Here is a 16,148-nt window from a genome sequence, read left to right as displayed (position 1 = left end):
CAAATCTGATCTGACAGTTACCCATTTTTTTATAGTACCTGTCTGTTTAAATTAAAGAAGCCGTCTATCAAAGCCCGATAGAATTACACCAAACGCCTGACTGGTCAGATAAACCTTATAGCGTACATCGTGATCCATTATGGAAAACTACCAAACAAAGTAACGGCTTTGATGATGTATGGTTCTATCACTGTGACCATTTAGGTACACCACAAGAAATGACTGACCATACAGGTGCAATCATTTGGAAAGCTGAGTATAAGGCTTGGGGTGAGTGTAAGGCTGAAAAGGCTAAATCGAGTTTCTTTGAAAATTCAGAAATAATCTCAAACAATATTCATTTTCAGGGACAGTATTTCGATCAAGAAACAGGATTACATTATAACCGTCATCGTTATTATTCACCTCATGTTGGACGGTTTGTAAGTAAAGATCCGATTACGTTATTGGGCGGAAACAATTTCTATCTTTATACTGCGAATCCGATTAAATATATTGACCCAATTGGTTTAGCAACTAGAATTGGATGTAAATTTCATTCATTTACAGATGTAATTCTGCCAAAAGATAAGCTATTTGCAAGTGATGGAGTTCAGTTTAGAATGGCTTTGTTGCACAAACCTATCTGTAAAGGCTTTTTCAGCGATATAATTTTCAAATGAAGAAGCCTACACACAAAATCTATCGCACAACCAATTGGCCCGCATATAACCGAGCACTCATGAGTCGCGGAAATATTGCCATTTGGTTTGATCCTGCTACGCAATGGTATGCTCCATCAAAAGGCAAACAAGGGCGAAATCAAACCTACTCCGACGCAGCTATCCAATGCTGCTTAATGATTAAATCCTTATTCCGTCTATCTTTAGGTATGGTCACTGGCTTTGTGCAAAGTCTGATTAAACTTTGTGGATTAAATTGGACCGCACCAAATTACAGTACGCTTTGCAAAAGACAAAAACATATTGATATTGCGATTAATTATCAAAAAAGCAGTGGTGGGCTTAACTTGCTGGTAGACTCTACCGGTCTAAAGTTTTTAGGTGAAGGTGAAGGTGAAGGTGAAGGTGAAGGTGAAGGTGAAGGTGAAGGTGAATGGAAAAGGAAGAAACATGGACCTGAATATCGTCGCCAATGGCGTAAACTTCATATTGGTATAGATGCTGAAACCCTTCAAATACGCGCCATTCAACTCACTACAAATAATGTGAGTGATTCACAAGTGCTTGGTGATTTACTCGATCAGATTCCACAAGATGAGCAGATTGACTCTGTTTATACCGATGGAGCTTATGACACCAAGCAATGCCGTCAGGTCATTGCAGATCGGCAAGCGCATGCGGTGATTCCACCTAGAAAAAATGCGAAACCATGGAAAGATACAAAGATCAGCTCGCTAGCGCGAAATGAATTACTTCGTACTGTTAATCTTGCGAAGCAGTGCTTCTCAGGCAGGACATTATGGAAAAAATGGTCCGGCTATCATTGCCGAAGTTTGGTCGAAACTAAGATGTATTGCATCAAATTATTGGGGGATAAACTCAGTGCAAGAAAATTTGATAGCCAAGTCAATGAAATTCATGCACGTGTAGCAGTCCTCAACAGATTTACGGAATTAGGTCGACCACTTACCCAAGTTACGCCTTAAATTTGGCTCAATTAGGGGGCTTTGTATTTCAAATCTTTGTGCAACAAAGCCATGTATAGGTATAAAAAAAACCGCTCATATGAGCGGTTTTTTATAGTGCAGATTAATTATTTTTCAATAATTGCTGTCACACCTTGACCACCCGCAGCACAGATCGATACAAGTACACGGCCTGAACCTTTTTGGTTCAATAGTTTTGCAGCAGTTGCGATAATACGACCACCAGTTGCAGCAAATGGGTGACCTGCAGCAAGAGATGAACCTTTCACGTTCAATTTAGAACGATCAATTGAACCCAATGGGGCATCTAAGCCTAAACGTTCTTTACAGAATTTAGGATCTTCCCATGCTTTCAGCGTAGACAATACTTGAGATGCAAATGCTTCATGAATTTCATAGTAATCGAAGTCTTGTAGTGTAATGCCTGCACGTTCAAGCATACGAGGCACTGCATAGGCAGGCGCCATCAATAAGCCTTCTTTTTTCTCTACAAAGTCAACCGCCGCTGTTTCTTGGAAGGTTAAATAAGCAAGCACTTCGTGACCGTTTGCTTTCGCCCATTCTTCAGAGGCAAGAAGGACACATGACGCACCATCAGTTAGTGGAGTCGAGTTACCCGCTGTCATGGTACGTGCATCGCCTTTACCAAACGCTGGTTTTAACTTCGCAAGTTTTTCTACAGAAGAGTCTGCACGTAAGTTGTTGTCACGTTCTAAACCTAGGAATGGCGTAATCAGGTCATCAAAGAAACCTTCTTCATATGCAGCTGCCATTTTTTGATGTGAAGATGCCGCAAGTTCATCTTGCGCTTCACGAGAGATACCCCATTCAAGTGTTGTAATTGCTTGATGGTCACCCATAGAAAGACCTGTACGTGGTTCACCGTTCTTCGGTGCATCCATCAAATCTTTAACATTAATTTTAGTTAATGCTTTTAGGCGATCTTTACCTGTTTTTGCGATGTTCAGTTCAAGTAGTGCTTTACGTAAACCATCACCAAAAGCGATCGGTGCATCAGAGGTTGTATCTACACCGCCAGCAACACCCACTTCGATTTGACCCAATGCGATTTTATTAGCAACCAAGAAAGCTGCTTGTAAACCTGTACCACATGCTTGTTGAATATCGTAAGCAGGTGTTTCAGGAGCAAGTTCAGTATTGAGTACACACTCACGGGTCATGTTAAAGTCACGACTATGTTTTAACACGGCACCAGCAACAACTTCACCAAGGCGTTGACCTTGAAGGTTGAAGCGTTCAACAAGACCATTTAATGCAGCTGTGAACATATCGCTGTTTGATGCAGTGAAGTAAGCGCCGTTAGAACGAGCGAAAGGAATACGATTACCACCGATAATAGCAACGCGGCGAACTGTGTTTTGACTCATGGTATTATCCTGTTGAACAGACGTTTGAGTTGTTGATTTTGAAGCTGTTTTAGGGTTTGAAGCGGGTGTCTTATTACGTGTAGATGCACGACGAGGACGGCTCGTTTTAGCGGCATCACTTGTAGACTTGGTTGCTGTGCCCGTACTTTTAGCGGTACGTGGTGTACTCTTTGATGTATTTGACACAGTTTCCGTGGTCGGAGTTTCGACTGCTGGATTTTCTTGAGTTGTTTTGCTCATAAGGCTTTTCCAAGCATGTGGATGATCTTCTTGTTGGGTACATTAGCATATTCACCAAATGGGTAAATTGACTAAAATGACATTCGCTAAAGCATTCAGGTCAAGCCATCTGCGGTTTAACTCAAGTATGATTCCATGGAAACTGATGGAACTATTGAAATATAAGTATCTGACATCATCTTGAAGTTAAAGGGATATCTTCAGATCCATCAAAAATTAATCTGTATGAGAGATAATAAACATGACTGATCAATACCAAACATTTGCAAAATCTCCTATTGGTAAATTTGTCATCAAAAATTTAGGTTTACCATCACCGACTTTTTTAGAGCGTTTTGAGTCTGCAACACCTGTAGTAAAAGGTGCGGTTTTATTCGGTGCAGCGCCTGCTTCAACATTATCTGGTGCTATTGCACAAGTCTTGGCAAATATTCATGCCAATAGCTATGCAGGCAATAATGCTGAATTACAACAAGCTGCTGCCAAGTCAGGTTTAAACCTAAGCGCATTTAATGAAGGTGATAAAGAGTCTAAGTTTAAAGTTGTAGTTTTTGATGCATCTGGTATTCAAAATTCAGAGCAACTTCATTCGCTTTATGCATTCTTTAATCCAATTGCTCGTCAAATTCAGGCATCTGGACGTGTTGTAGTAGTAGGTACAACGCCTGAAACAGCGAAGACTGTGAAACAAGCCATTGCACAACGTGCCCTTGAGGGTTTTGTGAAGTCTGTGGGTAAAGAATTTAAAAAAGGCATTGCTGCTCAACTTGTGTATGTAGATGAAGGGGCAGAAGCAAACTTAGAGTCTGCACTACGTTTTGTGATTTCACCACGTTCAGCTTATGTATCGGGTCAAGTAATTCGTGTATCGAAAGCAGACGTTGTTGATGTTGATTGGAACAAACCGCTTGCAGGCAAAACAGCTGTAGTAACAGGTGCAAGCCGTGGTATTGGTGAAGCAATTGCACATGTATTGTCACGTGATGGCGCGCATGTCATTTGTTTAGACGTTCCACAGCAGCAAGCAGACCTTGACCGTGTTGCAGGTGAAATTGGCGGTTCTACGCTAGCGATTGATATTACTGCAAGCGATGCCGGTGAAAAAATCAAAGCTGCTGCAGCTGCTCAAGGTGGTTTGGATATCATCGTGCACAACGCAGGGATTACCCGTGACAAAACTTTGGCCAATATGAAGCCTGAGCTTTGGGATTTGGTGATTAACATTAACTTGTCTGCGATTGAGCGTGTAAATGATTACCTTCTTGAAAATGATGGCTTCAATGCAAATGGTCGTATTGTTTGCGTGTCTTCCATTTCAGGTATTGCAGGTAACTTAGGTCAAACCAACTATGCTGCTTCTAAAGCAGGTGTAATTGGTGTGGTTAAATTTACTGCTCCATTATTGAAAAATGGCGTAACCATTAATGCTGTTGCTCCAGGCTTTATTGAAACGCAAATGACTGCTGCGATTCCATTTGCAATCCGTGAAGCAGGTCGTCGTATGAACTCAATGAGTCAAGGTGGTTTACCTGTAGACGTTGCAGAAACGATTGCGATGTTTGCTTCAACTGCATCGACAGGCTTGAACGGTAATGTGGTACGTGTGTGTGGTCAAAGCTTGTTAGGGGCTTAATACATTCCTCTTAAAATTCCCTCTCCTTTTAGGAGAGGGCTAGGGAGAGGTAAAAATTTGCTATAAATGAATGGGTCTAACCCTCATTCTAGCCTTCTCCTTGAGCTATATATGGCGCAAGAGAAGATGCTTTTAAAACATTGAAATAAAAACTTCCAAAGGTTTAGTATGAATACTCGCCATTTTAGTCAACTTCCAAAACCTTATTTAGCCTATCCAAAAGTGATTCAAGGCTTGATTTTTAAAAAGCCTAAAGCTGAAAAAGTGCTGCCGCAAGTTGAATATGTGGTGGATTCATTTAAGGTCGATCAAAAACATTTAAAAGCTTATAACGAAGTCTGTGGCTTTAAAAACAATGGTTATATCCCAGCGATTTATTTGGCTGTGCTTTCTCAAAGTTTGCAAATGCATATGATGACTACGGAAGCTTTTCCATTTGCGATCTTAGGTTTGGTACATATTCGTAACCAAGTGAAGCAATATCGCAAAGTTGGTGTGAATGAAACACTGTCATTGTCATGCAAATTTGGTGAATTACAGCCACATGATAAAGGCGTGCAATTTGACTTTATTACCACTGCAAAAGTGGGCGATGAAGTGGTTGTAGAATCATTAACCACGTATTTAGCACGTCAAAAAACCGACAACAAAGCTGCGGCAAAATCTACTGAAACAAAGTCAGCTGAGTTGCAAATTCAAGCTGAATGGAATGTTTCTGAAAATACTGGTCGCCGTTATGCATTGACTTCTGGTGACTTTAACTTGATTCATATTCATGCTGTAACCGCTAAAGCGTTTGGTTTTAAACAAGCCATTGCACATGGTATGTGGAGTAAAGCTAAAGCTTTGTCGAGTTTAACTTTGCCAGATGCCTATGAAGCGGATGTCTGGTTTAAATTACCGATGTATTTGCCTTCTCAAGTTGAGTTCCTTACTGCACAAACGGGTAAAGATACCGAGTTTGCTATTCGAAATAGTAAGAACAAAAAACCGCATGTCGCGGGAAGTGTGAAAGCACTGTAAGACTTAAGCCTAAATCGATATCGGTTTAGGCTTTTTTGTTTTAATCTCAAGCGATTCATATTCAAAGGAATGATGATGCAGGCGCTCAAAGAATATCTATTTGCACAGAAGAATAATTATCAAGGTACGGTTGACGAGGCGTTTCAAGATTTGGCGGCGCAATTTAGCCGTATGCAGGATGCTCGAACCCACTTAGGCGGAGCCGCCTTAGTGGTGTATTTTAAAGGTCAAAAAGTCGTGGATATTTGGACTGGTAAAAAGTCAGCCGAAGAAGCTTGGCAGGCCAATACACCCTCAGTCTGTTATTCCACGGGTAAAGGCGTACTTGCAACGCTTGCACATATCTTAGTGAGCGAAGGCTTTCTAGATTACGATACTCCCGTTGCCGCATATTGGCCGGAGTTTGCTCAAAATGGTAAGTCGGATATCACATTAAGGCACATGCTGAGTCATCAAAGTGGTTTATACGATATCCGTAATATCATCGAAACAGCATCTGAAATGGCTGATTGGCCACATATGCTTAAAGTCATCGAACAAGCTAAGCCGCGTTTTGAGCCATCAACTGATGCAGCATATCAACCGTTAACCTTCGGTTGGCAAGTCGGTGGTGTACTTGAAAAGGCCACAGGTCGACCGCTTGCTGAACTAATGCAACACTATTTGGTTGAGCCTTTGGCATTGGATCATGCATTTTTTGGCGTACCAGAGCATCAACTTAGTGAGGTTGCACGCTTGATTCCGAAAAAGAAAAAAGTAGAACGTGCTGTAGATACATCTGCACAAGAAAATACCCAAGCGCAGACAACGAAAAAAAAGACCGAGACACGAAAACCGTCAATCTTTGATCAGCTCCTACAACTTTCGGGACACAATTTGCAAGACTTTCAAGATGGCATGATTCCAAAAGGAATGCGTAAGTTTTCATTTTTTAGTGATGAGGGTTTACAAGCCATCATTCCTGCAGCTACTGGTGTATTTAGTGCCAATAGTTTAGCGAAAATCTACGCCATGCTAGCCAATCATGGTCAGTGGCAAGGACAGACCTTAATCACACCACAAGTTTTTGAATCTTTAAGTAAAATTCAATTTAAAAAACGTGATCGTATTATGCCTTTACCAATGAATTGGCGTTTGGGATATCATCGAATTTTAACTTTAGGCAAATCTAGTCAAGGTTTTGGACATATTGGTTTTAATGGTTCTGGGGCCTGGTGCGATCCGCAGCGTGATTTAAGTTTTGCATATACACATAACTTTGCGACGGGTTCAATCACAGGTGATTATCGCTTATGGGGCTTAACTCAAGAAACGCTACGCTGTGCAGACAAAGCACTTAAAGGACGCAAGGGCTGGCTTTAAGATACTTCGGGATAGTACAGAAATTGGGGAAATGTGAAAAATATGCTATTTTCCCTCGCTGTTTTAGACTGCTGTGATATCCCTATGAAAAAAGTTGTTTTGATTCCCTTAGTCGCAACGTCGGCAATGTTGGGTTGTCAGGATTCAACTCAAACGAAAGCAAAAGAGATAGAAGCGATTACTGCCGAAAAACAGCAAGCTGCATGGGTGGGTGATTTTAAAGGTACAACGCCGTGTATGGGCTGTCTTTCTCGTTGTGAAGATTGTCCCGGTATGGCTGTGGCTCTTGAGCTACATGAAGACCAAACCTTTACACTTACTCGTGAAAGTCTAAGTGGTCATAACGAAGTAGAAGTGCTAAAAGGTGTAATTCGTTTTAAAGATGAATCAAAGCAGCAGCTAGAACTCATGAATGTGCAAACGCGCAATCTTTTGTATGTAGATTTGGATCAGCAATTACTTGAAATTCGGGAAGACCAGACGGCGAAACGCTATCAAATGCAAAGTGATTTCCTTTTAAATAAAGCAGTTTAAGTATTCGTAATTTTTATTAAATTTACCTGATCATTGGGAGAGTCCAAGATCGAATTTTTATTGTCCAAACTTTGCCATTTATTTCACTATTAGACAAAAAAACAGTATGCTTACACCTGTAAAAAGGAGCATACATGTATCAAGTACTTGCACGAAAATACCGTCCACGAAATTTCATTGAACTCGTGGGGCAAAACCATGTGTCACGCGCACTTACCAGTGCCTTAGAACGTGGTCGGTTACATCATGCGTATTTATTTACAGGTACTCGTGGCGTGGGTAAAACCACCATTGCCCGTATTTTGGCAAAATGTCTGAACTGTGAAACAGGTGTAACCTCAACGCCTTGTGAAGTCTGCCCAACGTGTAAAGCAGTAAATGAAGGTCGTTTTATTGATTTAATTGAAATCGATGCGGCATCACGGACCAAAGTTGAAGATACGCGAGAACTACTCGATAACGTTCCTTATGCACCAACGCAAGGTCGCTTCAAAGTTTATCTAATCGATGAAGTGCATATGCTCTCTACGCATTCATTTAATGCGTTATTAAAGACGTTGGAAGAGCCGCCAGAGCATGTGAAGTTCTTATTTGCAACCACAGATCCACAAAAATTACCGATTACTGTCATTTCACGTTGCTTGCAATTTACTTTGCGTCCTTTAGCGGTGGATGAAATCACATCGCATTTGACAGATATCTTACAAAAAGAACAAATTCAAGCGGAGCAAGATGCGATTTGGCAAATTGCTGAATCGGCTCAAGGTTCACTGCGTGATGCGCTGTCACTGACTGACCAAGCCATTGCCTATGGTCAGGGTTCAATTCAGCACCAAGATGTCAAAGACATGTTGGGCCTAATTGACCGTACGATTATTTATGATTTGATTTTAGCCATTCATCAAAATCAGCGTGAACGCGTGAGTGCTTTACTCATGCAATTCCGTCAACAAGCACTGGATGTGTCGCTGGTATTGGATCAGTTAATTTCGACTTTGCATGAACTGGCATTATTACAATATTTGCCAGACTTAGCGTTGAAATATAGTGCTGAGATCAATCAAAAAATTATGCAATTGTCGCAGTTGATTTCAGCTCAAGATTTGCAGTTGTATTATCAAGTCGCATGTAAAGGTCGGGCAGACTTGCAGTTGGCTGTGACACAAGAGCAAGGTTTTGAGATGTGTGTGCTGCGTCTATTAGCATTTCGTCCATTACAGCCAAATGAAATGTTGGTCTCTGCCGTACAGCAAGAGTCAGCCGCACAGCCACAGCTTGCTCAAAATCAGGCCGAAACAGTTCAGCCGACTCAAACACAGTCTTTGCAGCAACCCAATACCGTTGTTGAGTCTGCTGCACAGGTTGCCACTGTTGAGCAGCCTGAAGCTGTACCCGCTGTAGACACATCGCCAGCTTTCGATGATTTTGATGATTCACATTATGATGACGATGATGGCTATGTTTCTGCACCTGCAGTCGATGAACCTTCATCTGATGATTTTTTAGATGATCCTGAAGAAGACGCAATAAGCCAAACTTCTACAGCATCTACAGCATCTACAGCAAATGGCACTCTAGATACGCAAGAGGTTGCACCGGTTGAGTCTGTATCGACACAGCAAAATGACACGCTTGTTATGGATGCCGTGGCAGAAGATACATTATTTGATTTAGATCCGACGCCGAGTACTGAAACTGAAGAAGTTGATGTGAGCGCTATAAATTTTGAAGATATTGCACCTTTAGAACCAACAGCTTTAGAGTCAAAAAGTGAAGAGCCTGAAACAGCTCAGCCACATTTGATAAATGCCCTTGAACCACAACATGTGGTGAATGAATCAGTTTCGGGTGCTCAAGGCGACAATGGTTTTGATCTAGCATCACCACAAGTTACGCAAAGTTCCGTTTCTTCGGATGCTGTTCAAACGGGTTCATCTTCTACCTTGATGCCACAAGATATTTTGACTTTACAGCCTCAAACCCTTGAAGGTGAGTGGACGGTCGAAAAGTGGGAGTATTGGTTCCGAAATAGTCAACTTTCACCTGCGGTACAAGAGTTGGCTCAGCATGGCATTATGCGCGGTACGATTGACGGTGAATCGACTTTCCATATTCCAAAGCGGTACGAAGCTTTAGTGACTCAATTGCAGCATGTATTGGAACAAGCCATTCATGCGCAATGGTCAAAATGTCGTTTCCATATCAGCTTTGAAGATGTCGAAGAAACCACACCGTATGCTTTACAACATGTCCGCAAGGAAAAGGCCTTTGCACGTGCAAATGAGTTATTACATGCTGAGCCTGTTGTGAAAGACTTACTCAAAAGCTTTGATGGTGAGTTGCAAAATATCCAGCTCAAATAAGTTTTAAGCTAGATTTAAAAATTAAAGTAAAAATTGAGTTAAAGCATCTCGCATATCATCGGGTATCGAGGTGCTTTTTCGTGTTTGGCGGTCAACAAACACATGAACGAAATGTCCTTGGGCTGCAGCCTCATTTTGTCCTTGTTTAAAAATAGCCAAGTCATAGCGCAGTGAAGAATTACCAATTTTTTCAATCGCAACCCCAACTTCAATGATTTCTGGATAGGACAGCTCTTGTAAAAAGCTGCAGGCTGAATCGACCACTAAACCAATGATCGGGGTATTTCGCAAATCAAAACCGGCATGTTGAATCAATAGCGCATTTGCAGCAGTATCAAAATAGCTGTAATAGGTGACATTATTGACATGACCATACATATCGTTGTCTGCCCAACGTGTTTGGATTGGAAATAAAAATCGATAGTTTTGGCGGCGTTTAGTTTTAGGTTTCATCGTTGGTATTTTCTTTATTTCAAAATGAGTAAACTTTAGGCATAGATCGATTGGTAAATCTGGCGAGCATCTTCAAACTGCAGTTCTCGCGGATTATTTTGTAATAGTCGCGTTTGTAATAACGCGTCTTCTGCTAAACGATCGAGCATATTTTCAGGCACATTGAGTTGGCTGAGTTTTAGCACCAAACCGCTCTGATCTAAATGATTTTGCATATGATCAATAAATAAATCACATAAACCATCGGTACAGCCCGTACTGTATGGGTCTAGCCAACTCATGAGTTCTGCATAATGCTGTTTGGCCTGAGGTGCATTAAACTTCAACACTTCAGCGAGAACCAGTGCATTGGTATGACCATGCGAGAGATGAAAGTGTCCACCGAGTGGATAAGCGAGTGCATGCACCGCTGCAACTGGCGCATTAGCAAAGGCCTGACCTGCAAGCATTGAACCGACCAGCATGTGCTGACGCGCTTCGAGGTTATGTCCGTCGTGTAAAACCAGCGCTAAATTTTTATTTAATAAACGCAAAGCTTGTTTAGCAAGCATATCCGCATACGGATTTTTTTTAATTTTTGATGTATAGGCTTCAATGGCATGCACCATGGCATCGATACCGGTTGCTGCGGTAATGTGTGCGGGAAGATTTAATGTAAAGTTCGCATCGAGGATACAGACATCGGCATACAGTACAGGGGAGACGATACCTGTTTTGGTGGTTTCACCTGTAGTGACGATAGAGATTGGTGTGACTTCAGAGCCGGTCCCTGCCGTTGTCGGAATCAAAATGAGTGGCAAGCGTGGTCGTTTTGCATTAGCTACACCATATAAATCACTGATCTGCTGTGTTTGCTTAGGATGAGCCAAAATCGCAATAATTTTAGCCACATCCATTGAACTGCCACCGCCAAAACCAATAATCAAATCTACTTTTTCATTTTTGGCAAATTGAACTGCATCTAAAACTATATGTTCTGCAGGGTCGGCTTGGATACTAGAATAAATTACATAATCTTGATGGATACTTTCTAAAATATCCAAAATGGGTAAATGTAATTGTTGTTGCAACATACCGGGGTCGGTCACAAGCATGACACGTTTGGCTTGAAAGTCGCCTAGGACCTCTCTCAGTTGGGAAATAGAGCCTAAGCCTGAAATAATATTGCTGACGGTTTGAAACTGAAATTGACTCATTGGCTTATCCCTAATTTTTTATATCCAAATAAACATTATTCTTGAGTGTTGATATAGGATTCATCCTGTAAATAACTTAACATAAGACGCTTGAAATAAAAGTAGTCTTGAGGTTGTTATGTCATCCAGCACGCCATATAAGGTGTTGTGTGTTTGTTTAGGAAATATTTGCCGTTCACCTACGGCTGAAGTGGTTCTCAGACATTTTTGTGATGAAGCGCAACTCAATGTTCACGTCGACTCTGCGGGTACGAGCAATTATCATCCGGGCAAAGCGCCTGATCTACGTAGCCAACAGCATGCAAAATTACGTGGCTATAACTTATCTGCATTACGCGCACGTCAGTTAACGGTTCATGATTTTATTGAATTTGATTTGATTTTGGCCATGGACTACGAAAATTTAGACAATATTCAAAACCTCATGCAAAAGGCGCAGCAACAATTCGGTCAACTACGTGCACAAGTGTCTTTGATGAGTCAACATGATCACCAATATCCGCAACAAGAAGTACCAGATCCGTACTATGGTGGTGATGCAGGGTTTGAACATGTATTAGATCAATGCGAATCTAGCAGTCAGGCTTGGGTCAATTATTTAAAAACTCAGTTACAAGCACAGCAAAAAAATTAAGGTTTAAGAATGCAAATTCAAACACAGGTTCAGCTTAAGCCATTTAATACATTAAGCCTCGATGCTGTAGCATCTCATTATGTACGCGTTCAATCGGTAGAAGATATCCAAGCAGCGCTCGACTTTGCCAAAGCTGAGCAATTAAATATATTGGTGCTTTCAGGGGGCAGTAATATGCTGTTGCCTGAGCAAATACATGCTTTAGTGATGCACATGGATATTCAAGGTATTGAATATGTACAAGACGATGCCGATACACAGACTTTAAAAGTGGGTGCAGGGCAAGTGTGGCATGACTTTGTGCTATGGACGACGGCACACCAGTTTTATGGCTTACAAAATTTAGCATTGATACCCGGTTTAGTCGGTGCTTCACCTGTACAAAATATAGGAGCTTATGGTGTTGAGGCGGGTGAGTTTATTGAATCTGTACAGGTCTATGACCGAGTAACAGAACAGCAAAGTACTATTAGCGCTGCCGATTGTCATTTTTCATATCGCCATAGTATTTTTAAAGATGAGCCAGAGCGTTTTATTATTACGCATGTCACGTTTAAACTTTTAAAACATGCAGATTTAAAATTAAATTATGGTGATTTAAAGCAGGCGGTAGGTGAAGACTTAAGTGCAGAAAACCTACAACAACAAGTCATTCATATTCGTCAAACCAAACTCCCAGATCCGAAAGAATTTCCAAATGTCGGAAGTTTCTTTAAAAATCCTGTGATTAGCCAGCAAGCCTTTGACCAAATTGCGCTGCAATTTCCCAATTTACCCCATTACCCACAACCGAATAATGCGGTAAAACTGGCAGCGGGCTGGTTGATTGACCAAGCAGGTTGGAAAGGGAAATCTGTGGGTTCAGTGGGTATGTTCCATAAGCAAGCTTTGGTGTTGGTCAATTATCAGGACGCCACGCTGCAAGATGTACGTACAACATACAAAGCTGTACAACATGATGTTTTTGAAAAATTTAATATTGAACTACATCCTGAGCCTGTATTATTTGATACAAATGGCTTGATTCGATCTCACGCAGATCAATAAAAACACATAGGTTTTAGATTTATGCATAAAACACATTGGATGGTTCGCTTAGTACAAATTGCTGCAGTGCTATTTGTACTTTTGGGCTGTCTAGTGATTTTTATCTATACGCCGTTTTATTCTAAATTGATCGTTAAAAGTTTAAATTATTTCGTTCCTGTAGAAGTCAATCAGCTCGCAGCGCAAAGTCAAAAACTCGGCGCTTTGAGTGATGATGATAACTATGAGCCGGGTTCTGACTTATGGATAGCACGCCAAGCATATTTAAAACTCATGGAGCAAGCAATACAGTCCGATGAACCTCAAGATTTAACCCTTATACAAGCACGTTATAAGGCGTTACAGCAGCTCATTGAAGAAGAACATGAAAAAGAAAAGAATGATAGTCAAAAGGATATACCGAAAGTACCTCTGCTGAATCCTTCTGCGTCCGAGGCGGCTTCTTCTGAAGCATTGGCGGAAAATCCTGCTCAAAAAATGAAAGAGCTGCTTGAGTTCAATAGTGCGGAAAATAAAGGACTGATGACTCAATATACCGAGTTCTTAAAAACCCATGAAATTGAGCAATCGGCTTCAGAAGCGGAACCGATCGATGATGAAACATATCTTGATCTTGCCAAAATGAAAGATAAAACCCTGAAGCAGCCAACCGCAGAGCCGTATGCGATCGTGGTGTTAGGTGGTGGTTTAACCTTAGATAAAAATGATAAAGACATCGTAGTGAATGACTACACACGACTTCGACTGGAAAAAACACTCGATGTTGAACGAGCCAATAAGTTACCGATTGTACTGAGTGGTGTTGAAGCACCGTATATGCAAGCATGGTTGAAGCAATATGATGTCGATGCGAAATTGCTTGAAGACCGCAGTATGAATACTTGCGAAAATTCGCGTTTTAGTTCGTTGCTTTTACAGAAAAAAGGTGGGGCACCGACGGTTATTTTAATCACTGACCAATATCATATGCCTCGAACACGTCGTTTATTTGCATTAAATGGTATCGAAACCATTCCTGTTGTTGCACCTATGCCAACAACATTAACTACATGGCGACCAAGTGAAAAAAATTATGACCATAGTCGTCGTGCTAATTATGAATTATTAGCCACCTTACGTGATGTTTGGTTTGGCTCAAGTGACTGTCGGGAGGTCCCATAATGTCAGATATCCCATTTCTTAATCCTTCGATCCTTAAACAATTAGATCTTCCAGTTCCAAGTCGAGAATTAACCCCACAAGTATTAGAACCGCTGAATTTAAATCGACCGTTTGAGCCTAGTGTTGAAATACAGTCATATCGACGACTTTATGGTTTAGATGCCTTGAACTGCGAACATTGGCAAGGCTATGTGGAAATGCCTTTGTTCAAATTACATGTACAAGTGTTTCAACCGAAACTCAAGGCTGAAACGGATGTCATTAAAGGCACTGTATTTTTATTGCATGGTTATTTAGAGCATAGTGGAATATATCAGCCGATTATTCGTGAACTCTTAGATCAAGGTTTTGGTGTTTTAACCTATGATTTACCGGGGCATGGTCTAAGCAATGGCTCGCCAGCCAGTATTCAAAACTTTGATCATTACCAACAAGTTTTGGAAGCGGTATATCGTTATGTTAAACATGCGGCGCAACTACCAACACCGTGGTTAGGGATTGGGCAGAGTACGGGTGGTGCGATTTGGCTGCATCATCTGTTAGATTTTGCTGAACATCGCAAAAACCCTTATGTCGAACGGGTTTTATTATTATCTCCGCTGATTCGCCCTGCAAAAACGGCATGGTGGCATAACTCGGTTGGATTAGGCATTATTCGTCGTATTAAACGTGAAGTGCCACGTCATTTTAGACGGAATAATCATAATCCTGAGTTTTTACGTTTTGTCCGCTTAAAAGATCCTCTACAACCACGAATGATGGGGATGGATTGGATTTTGGCCATGTCAAAATGGATGCAGGAGATGGAGGAACGCCCAGCGTGTCGTATTCCGGTGTGGTTAGCGCAAGGCGCACAGGATCAAACTGTAGATTGGCGTTATAACATTGAGTTTATACGTCGTAAATTTCGTTTACAGACGCTTCTCATGCTTGAAGAAGGTTCGCATCAGCTGATTAATGAACGTGCCGATATTCGTGCTGCATTAACAGGTTTGATCCCGGCATTCTTGCATGCTCAATCGAATAGCAAGTCTTATTACTAACTGATGTTACGCACGTAAAAGTAATTACGCATTTTTAAAATGATTTTTTAATTTTATTCGACGGAGTCTTACATCTAGAGATTAAATAAAAGGATTAGCCTTCGGCTGGAGGTACTCTTACGAAACATTGTTTCTCATTAGGCAAAATGAGAAGCAAAGCTTCGCAAGGAAACCATCTTGCGGTGCAATGCACCTCACCGACAAAACTCGTTCACTAGCATCTACTTATTTAAACTATCGCAAAAACTTTTTTGATTAGATGTCGTCCTGCCTCAAACACTTGCGGATGACGTTGCCGCGTATCGTACTTTTATTTGAATCAAATTGCGCTTCTGGTGTTACTGCGTAACATCAGTTACTAATTGACGATTGAGCACAGCTTACCTTAATCAGTGTGATGGATCTAGACGAAAAAAAAGAGGC

At 41.2% G+C, this 16,148-nt stretch carries 13 protein-coding genes and 1 pseudogene; 11 read left to right on the top strand and 3 right to left on the bottom strand.

The genetic code is table 11. The features are described from left to right. Positions 1-56 precede the first annotated feature (56 nt). Both B1201_RS13500 and B1201_RS13495 read left to right on the top strand, forming a co-directional pair. A pseudogene (locus B1201_RS13500) lies at positions 57-515 on the top strand (RHS repeat domain-containing protein); the annotation flags it as partial. Between the two features lie 143 nt (positions 516-658). Beyond that, complete coding sequence (locus B1201_RS13495) at positions 659-1,648, top strand: IS5 family transposase (protein ID WP_078193990.1); 990 nt, start codon at positions 659-661, stop codon at positions 1,646-1,648. 107 nt (positions 1,649-1,755) lie between these two features. On the opposite strand, the gene B1201_RS13490 is transcribed toward B1201_RS13495, so the two are convergent. Continuing rightward, on the bottom strand, positions 1,756-3,276 hold the full coding sequence (locus B1201_RS13490) for an acetyl-CoA C-acetyltransferase (RefSeq protein ID WP_078193989.1): 1,521 nt from the start codon (positions 3,274-3,276) through the stop codon (positions 1,756-1,758). A 241-nt stretch (positions 3,277-3,517) separates the two neighbouring features. Here B1201_RS13490 and B1201_RS13485 point away from each other — a divergent pair, with 241 nt between their 5' ends. The 5 genes from B1201_RS13485 (at position 3,518) to dnaX (ending at position 10,191) form a co-directional block, all read left to right on the top strand. Then, entirely contained in the window at positions 3,518-4,909 is a 1,392-nt protein-coding gene (locus B1201_RS13485; RefSeq protein ID WP_078193988.1) for a 3-oxoacyl-ACP reductase, read from the top strand. Positions 4,910-5,077: 168 nt separating this feature from the next. Next, the gene (locus tag B1201_RS13480) at positions 5,078-5,932 is read left to right on the top strand and encodes a MaoC family dehydratase (RefSeq protein ID WP_078193987.1); all 855 of its coding nucleotides are present in this window, start codon (positions 5,078-5,080) and stop codon (positions 5,930-5,932) included. A 75-nt stretch (positions 5,933-6,007) separates the two neighbouring features. After that, on the top strand, positions 6,008-7,294 hold the full coding sequence (locus B1201_RS13475) for a serine hydrolase domain-containing protein (RefSeq protein WP_078193986.1): 1,287 nt from the start codon (positions 6,008-6,010) through the stop codon (positions 7,292-7,294). A gap of 84 nt (positions 7,295-7,378) precedes the next feature. Then, entirely contained in the window at positions 7,379-7,828 is a 450-nt protein-coding gene (locus tag B1201_RS13470) for a copper resistance protein NlpE N-terminal domain-containing protein (protein ID WP_078193985.1), read from the top strand. 134 nt (positions 7,829-7,962) lie between these two features. Beyond that, the gene (gene dnaX, locus B1201_RS13465; protein WP_078193984.1) at positions 7,963-10,191 is read left to right on the top strand and encodes a DNA polymerase III subunit gamma/tau; all 2,229 of its coding nucleotides are present in this window, start codon (positions 7,963-7,965) and stop codon (positions 10,189-10,191) included. 21 nt (positions 10,192-10,212) lie between these two features. Here the strand turns inward: dnaX and B1201_RS13460 are convergent, their stop codons facing one another. Continuing rightward, the gene (locus tag B1201_RS13460) at positions 10,213-10,644 is read right to left on the bottom strand and encodes an acyl-CoA thioesterase (RefSeq protein ID WP_078193983.1); all 432 of its coding nucleotides are present in this window, start codon (positions 10,642-10,644) and stop codon (positions 10,213-10,215) included. Positions 10,645-10,679: 35 nt separating this feature from the next. Further along, entirely contained in the window at positions 10,680-11,840 is a 1,161-nt protein-coding gene (locus B1201_RS13455; RefSeq protein WP_078193982.1) for an iron-containing alcohol dehydrogenase, read from the bottom strand. Positions 11,841-11,958: 118 nt separating this feature from the next. Here B1201_RS13455 and B1201_RS13450 point away from each other — a divergent pair, with 118 nt between their 5' ends. From B1201_RS13450 to B1201_RS13435, 4 genes are read left to right on the top strand one after another with little or no spacing between them, the layout of a single operon-like run. After that, a complete protein-coding gene (locus B1201_RS13450; protein ID WP_078193981.1) occupies positions 11,959-12,474 on the top strand; it encodes a low molecular weight protein-tyrosine-phosphatase in 516 nt (171 codons plus the stop codon). Between the two features lie 9 nt (positions 12,475-12,483). Next, the gene (murB, locus tag B1201_RS13445) at positions 12,484-13,521 is read left to right on the top strand and encodes a UDP-N-acetylmuramate dehydrogenase (RefSeq protein WP_078193980.1); all 1,038 of its coding nucleotides are present in this window, start codon (positions 12,484-12,486) and stop codon (positions 13,519-13,521) included. 21 nt (positions 13,522-13,542) lie between these two features. Further along, the gene (locus B1201_RS13440; protein WP_078193979.1) at positions 13,543-14,682 is read left to right on the top strand and encodes a YdcF family protein; all 1,140 of its coding nucleotides are present in this window, start codon (positions 13,543-13,545) and stop codon (positions 14,680-14,682) included. Next, entirely contained in the window at positions 14,682-15,725 is a 1,044-nt protein-coding gene (locus tag B1201_RS13435) for an alpha/beta hydrolase (protein WP_078193978.1), read from the top strand. Before B1201_RS13440 ends, B1201_RS13435 begins: the two co-directional genes overlap by 1 nt. Positions 15,726-16,148: the final 423 nt, after the last annotated feature.

Source organism: Acinetobacter sp. ANC 5600 (assembly GCF_002018395.1).
Lineage (GTDB): Bacteria > Pseudomonadota > Gammaproteobacteria > Pseudomonadales > Moraxellaceae > Acinetobacter > Acinetobacter amyesii.
This window is presented reverse-complemented; position numbering and strand designations above follow the sequence as displayed.

Coding starts and splice junctions, on each gene's coding strand:
- B1201_RS13495 (WP_078193990.1), top strand. CDS start 659: ATGAAGAAGCCTACACACAAAATCTATCGCACAACCAATTGGCCCGCA.
- B1201_RS13490 (WP_078193989.1), bottom strand. CDS start 3,276: ATGAGCAAAACAACTCAAGAAAATCCAGCAGTCGAAACTCCGACCACG.
- B1201_RS13485 (WP_078193988.1), top strand. CDS start 3,518: ATGACTGATCAATACCAAACATTTGCAAAATCTCCTATTGGTAAATTT.
- B1201_RS13480 (WP_078193987.1), top strand. CDS start 5,078: ATGAATACTCGCCATTTTAGTCAACTTCCAAAACCTTATTTAGCCTAT.
- B1201_RS13475 (WP_078193986.1), top strand. CDS start 6,008: ATGCAGGCGCTCAAAGAATATCTATTTGCACAGAAGAATAATTATCAA.
- B1201_RS13470 (WP_078193985.1), top strand. CDS start 7,379: ATGAAAAAAGTTGTTTTGATTCCCTTAGTCGCAACGTCGGCAATGTTG.
- dnaX (WP_078193984.1), top strand. CDS start 7,963: ATGTATCAAGTACTTGCACGAAAATACCGTCCACGAAATTTCATTGAA.
- B1201_RS13460 (WP_078193983.1), bottom strand. CDS start 10,644: ATGAAACCTAAAACTAAACGCCGCCAAAACTATCGATTTTTATTTCCA.
- B1201_RS13455 (WP_078193982.1), bottom strand. CDS start 11,840: ATGAGTCAATTTCAGTTTCAAACCGTCAGCAATATTATTTCAGGCTTA.
- B1201_RS13450 (WP_078193981.1), top strand. CDS start 11,959: ATGTCATCCAGCACGCCATATAAGGTGTTGTGTGTTTGTTTAGGAAAT.
- murB (WP_078193980.1), top strand. CDS start 12,484: ATGCAAATTCAAACACAGGTTCAGCTTAAGCCATTTAATACATTAAGC.
- B1201_RS13440 (WP_078193979.1), top strand. CDS start 13,543: ATGCATAAAACACATTGGATGGTTCGCTTAGTACAAATTGCTGCAGTG.
- B1201_RS13435 (WP_078193978.1), top strand. CDS start 14,682: ATGTCAGATATCCCATTTCTTAATCCTTCGATCCTTAAACAATTAGAT.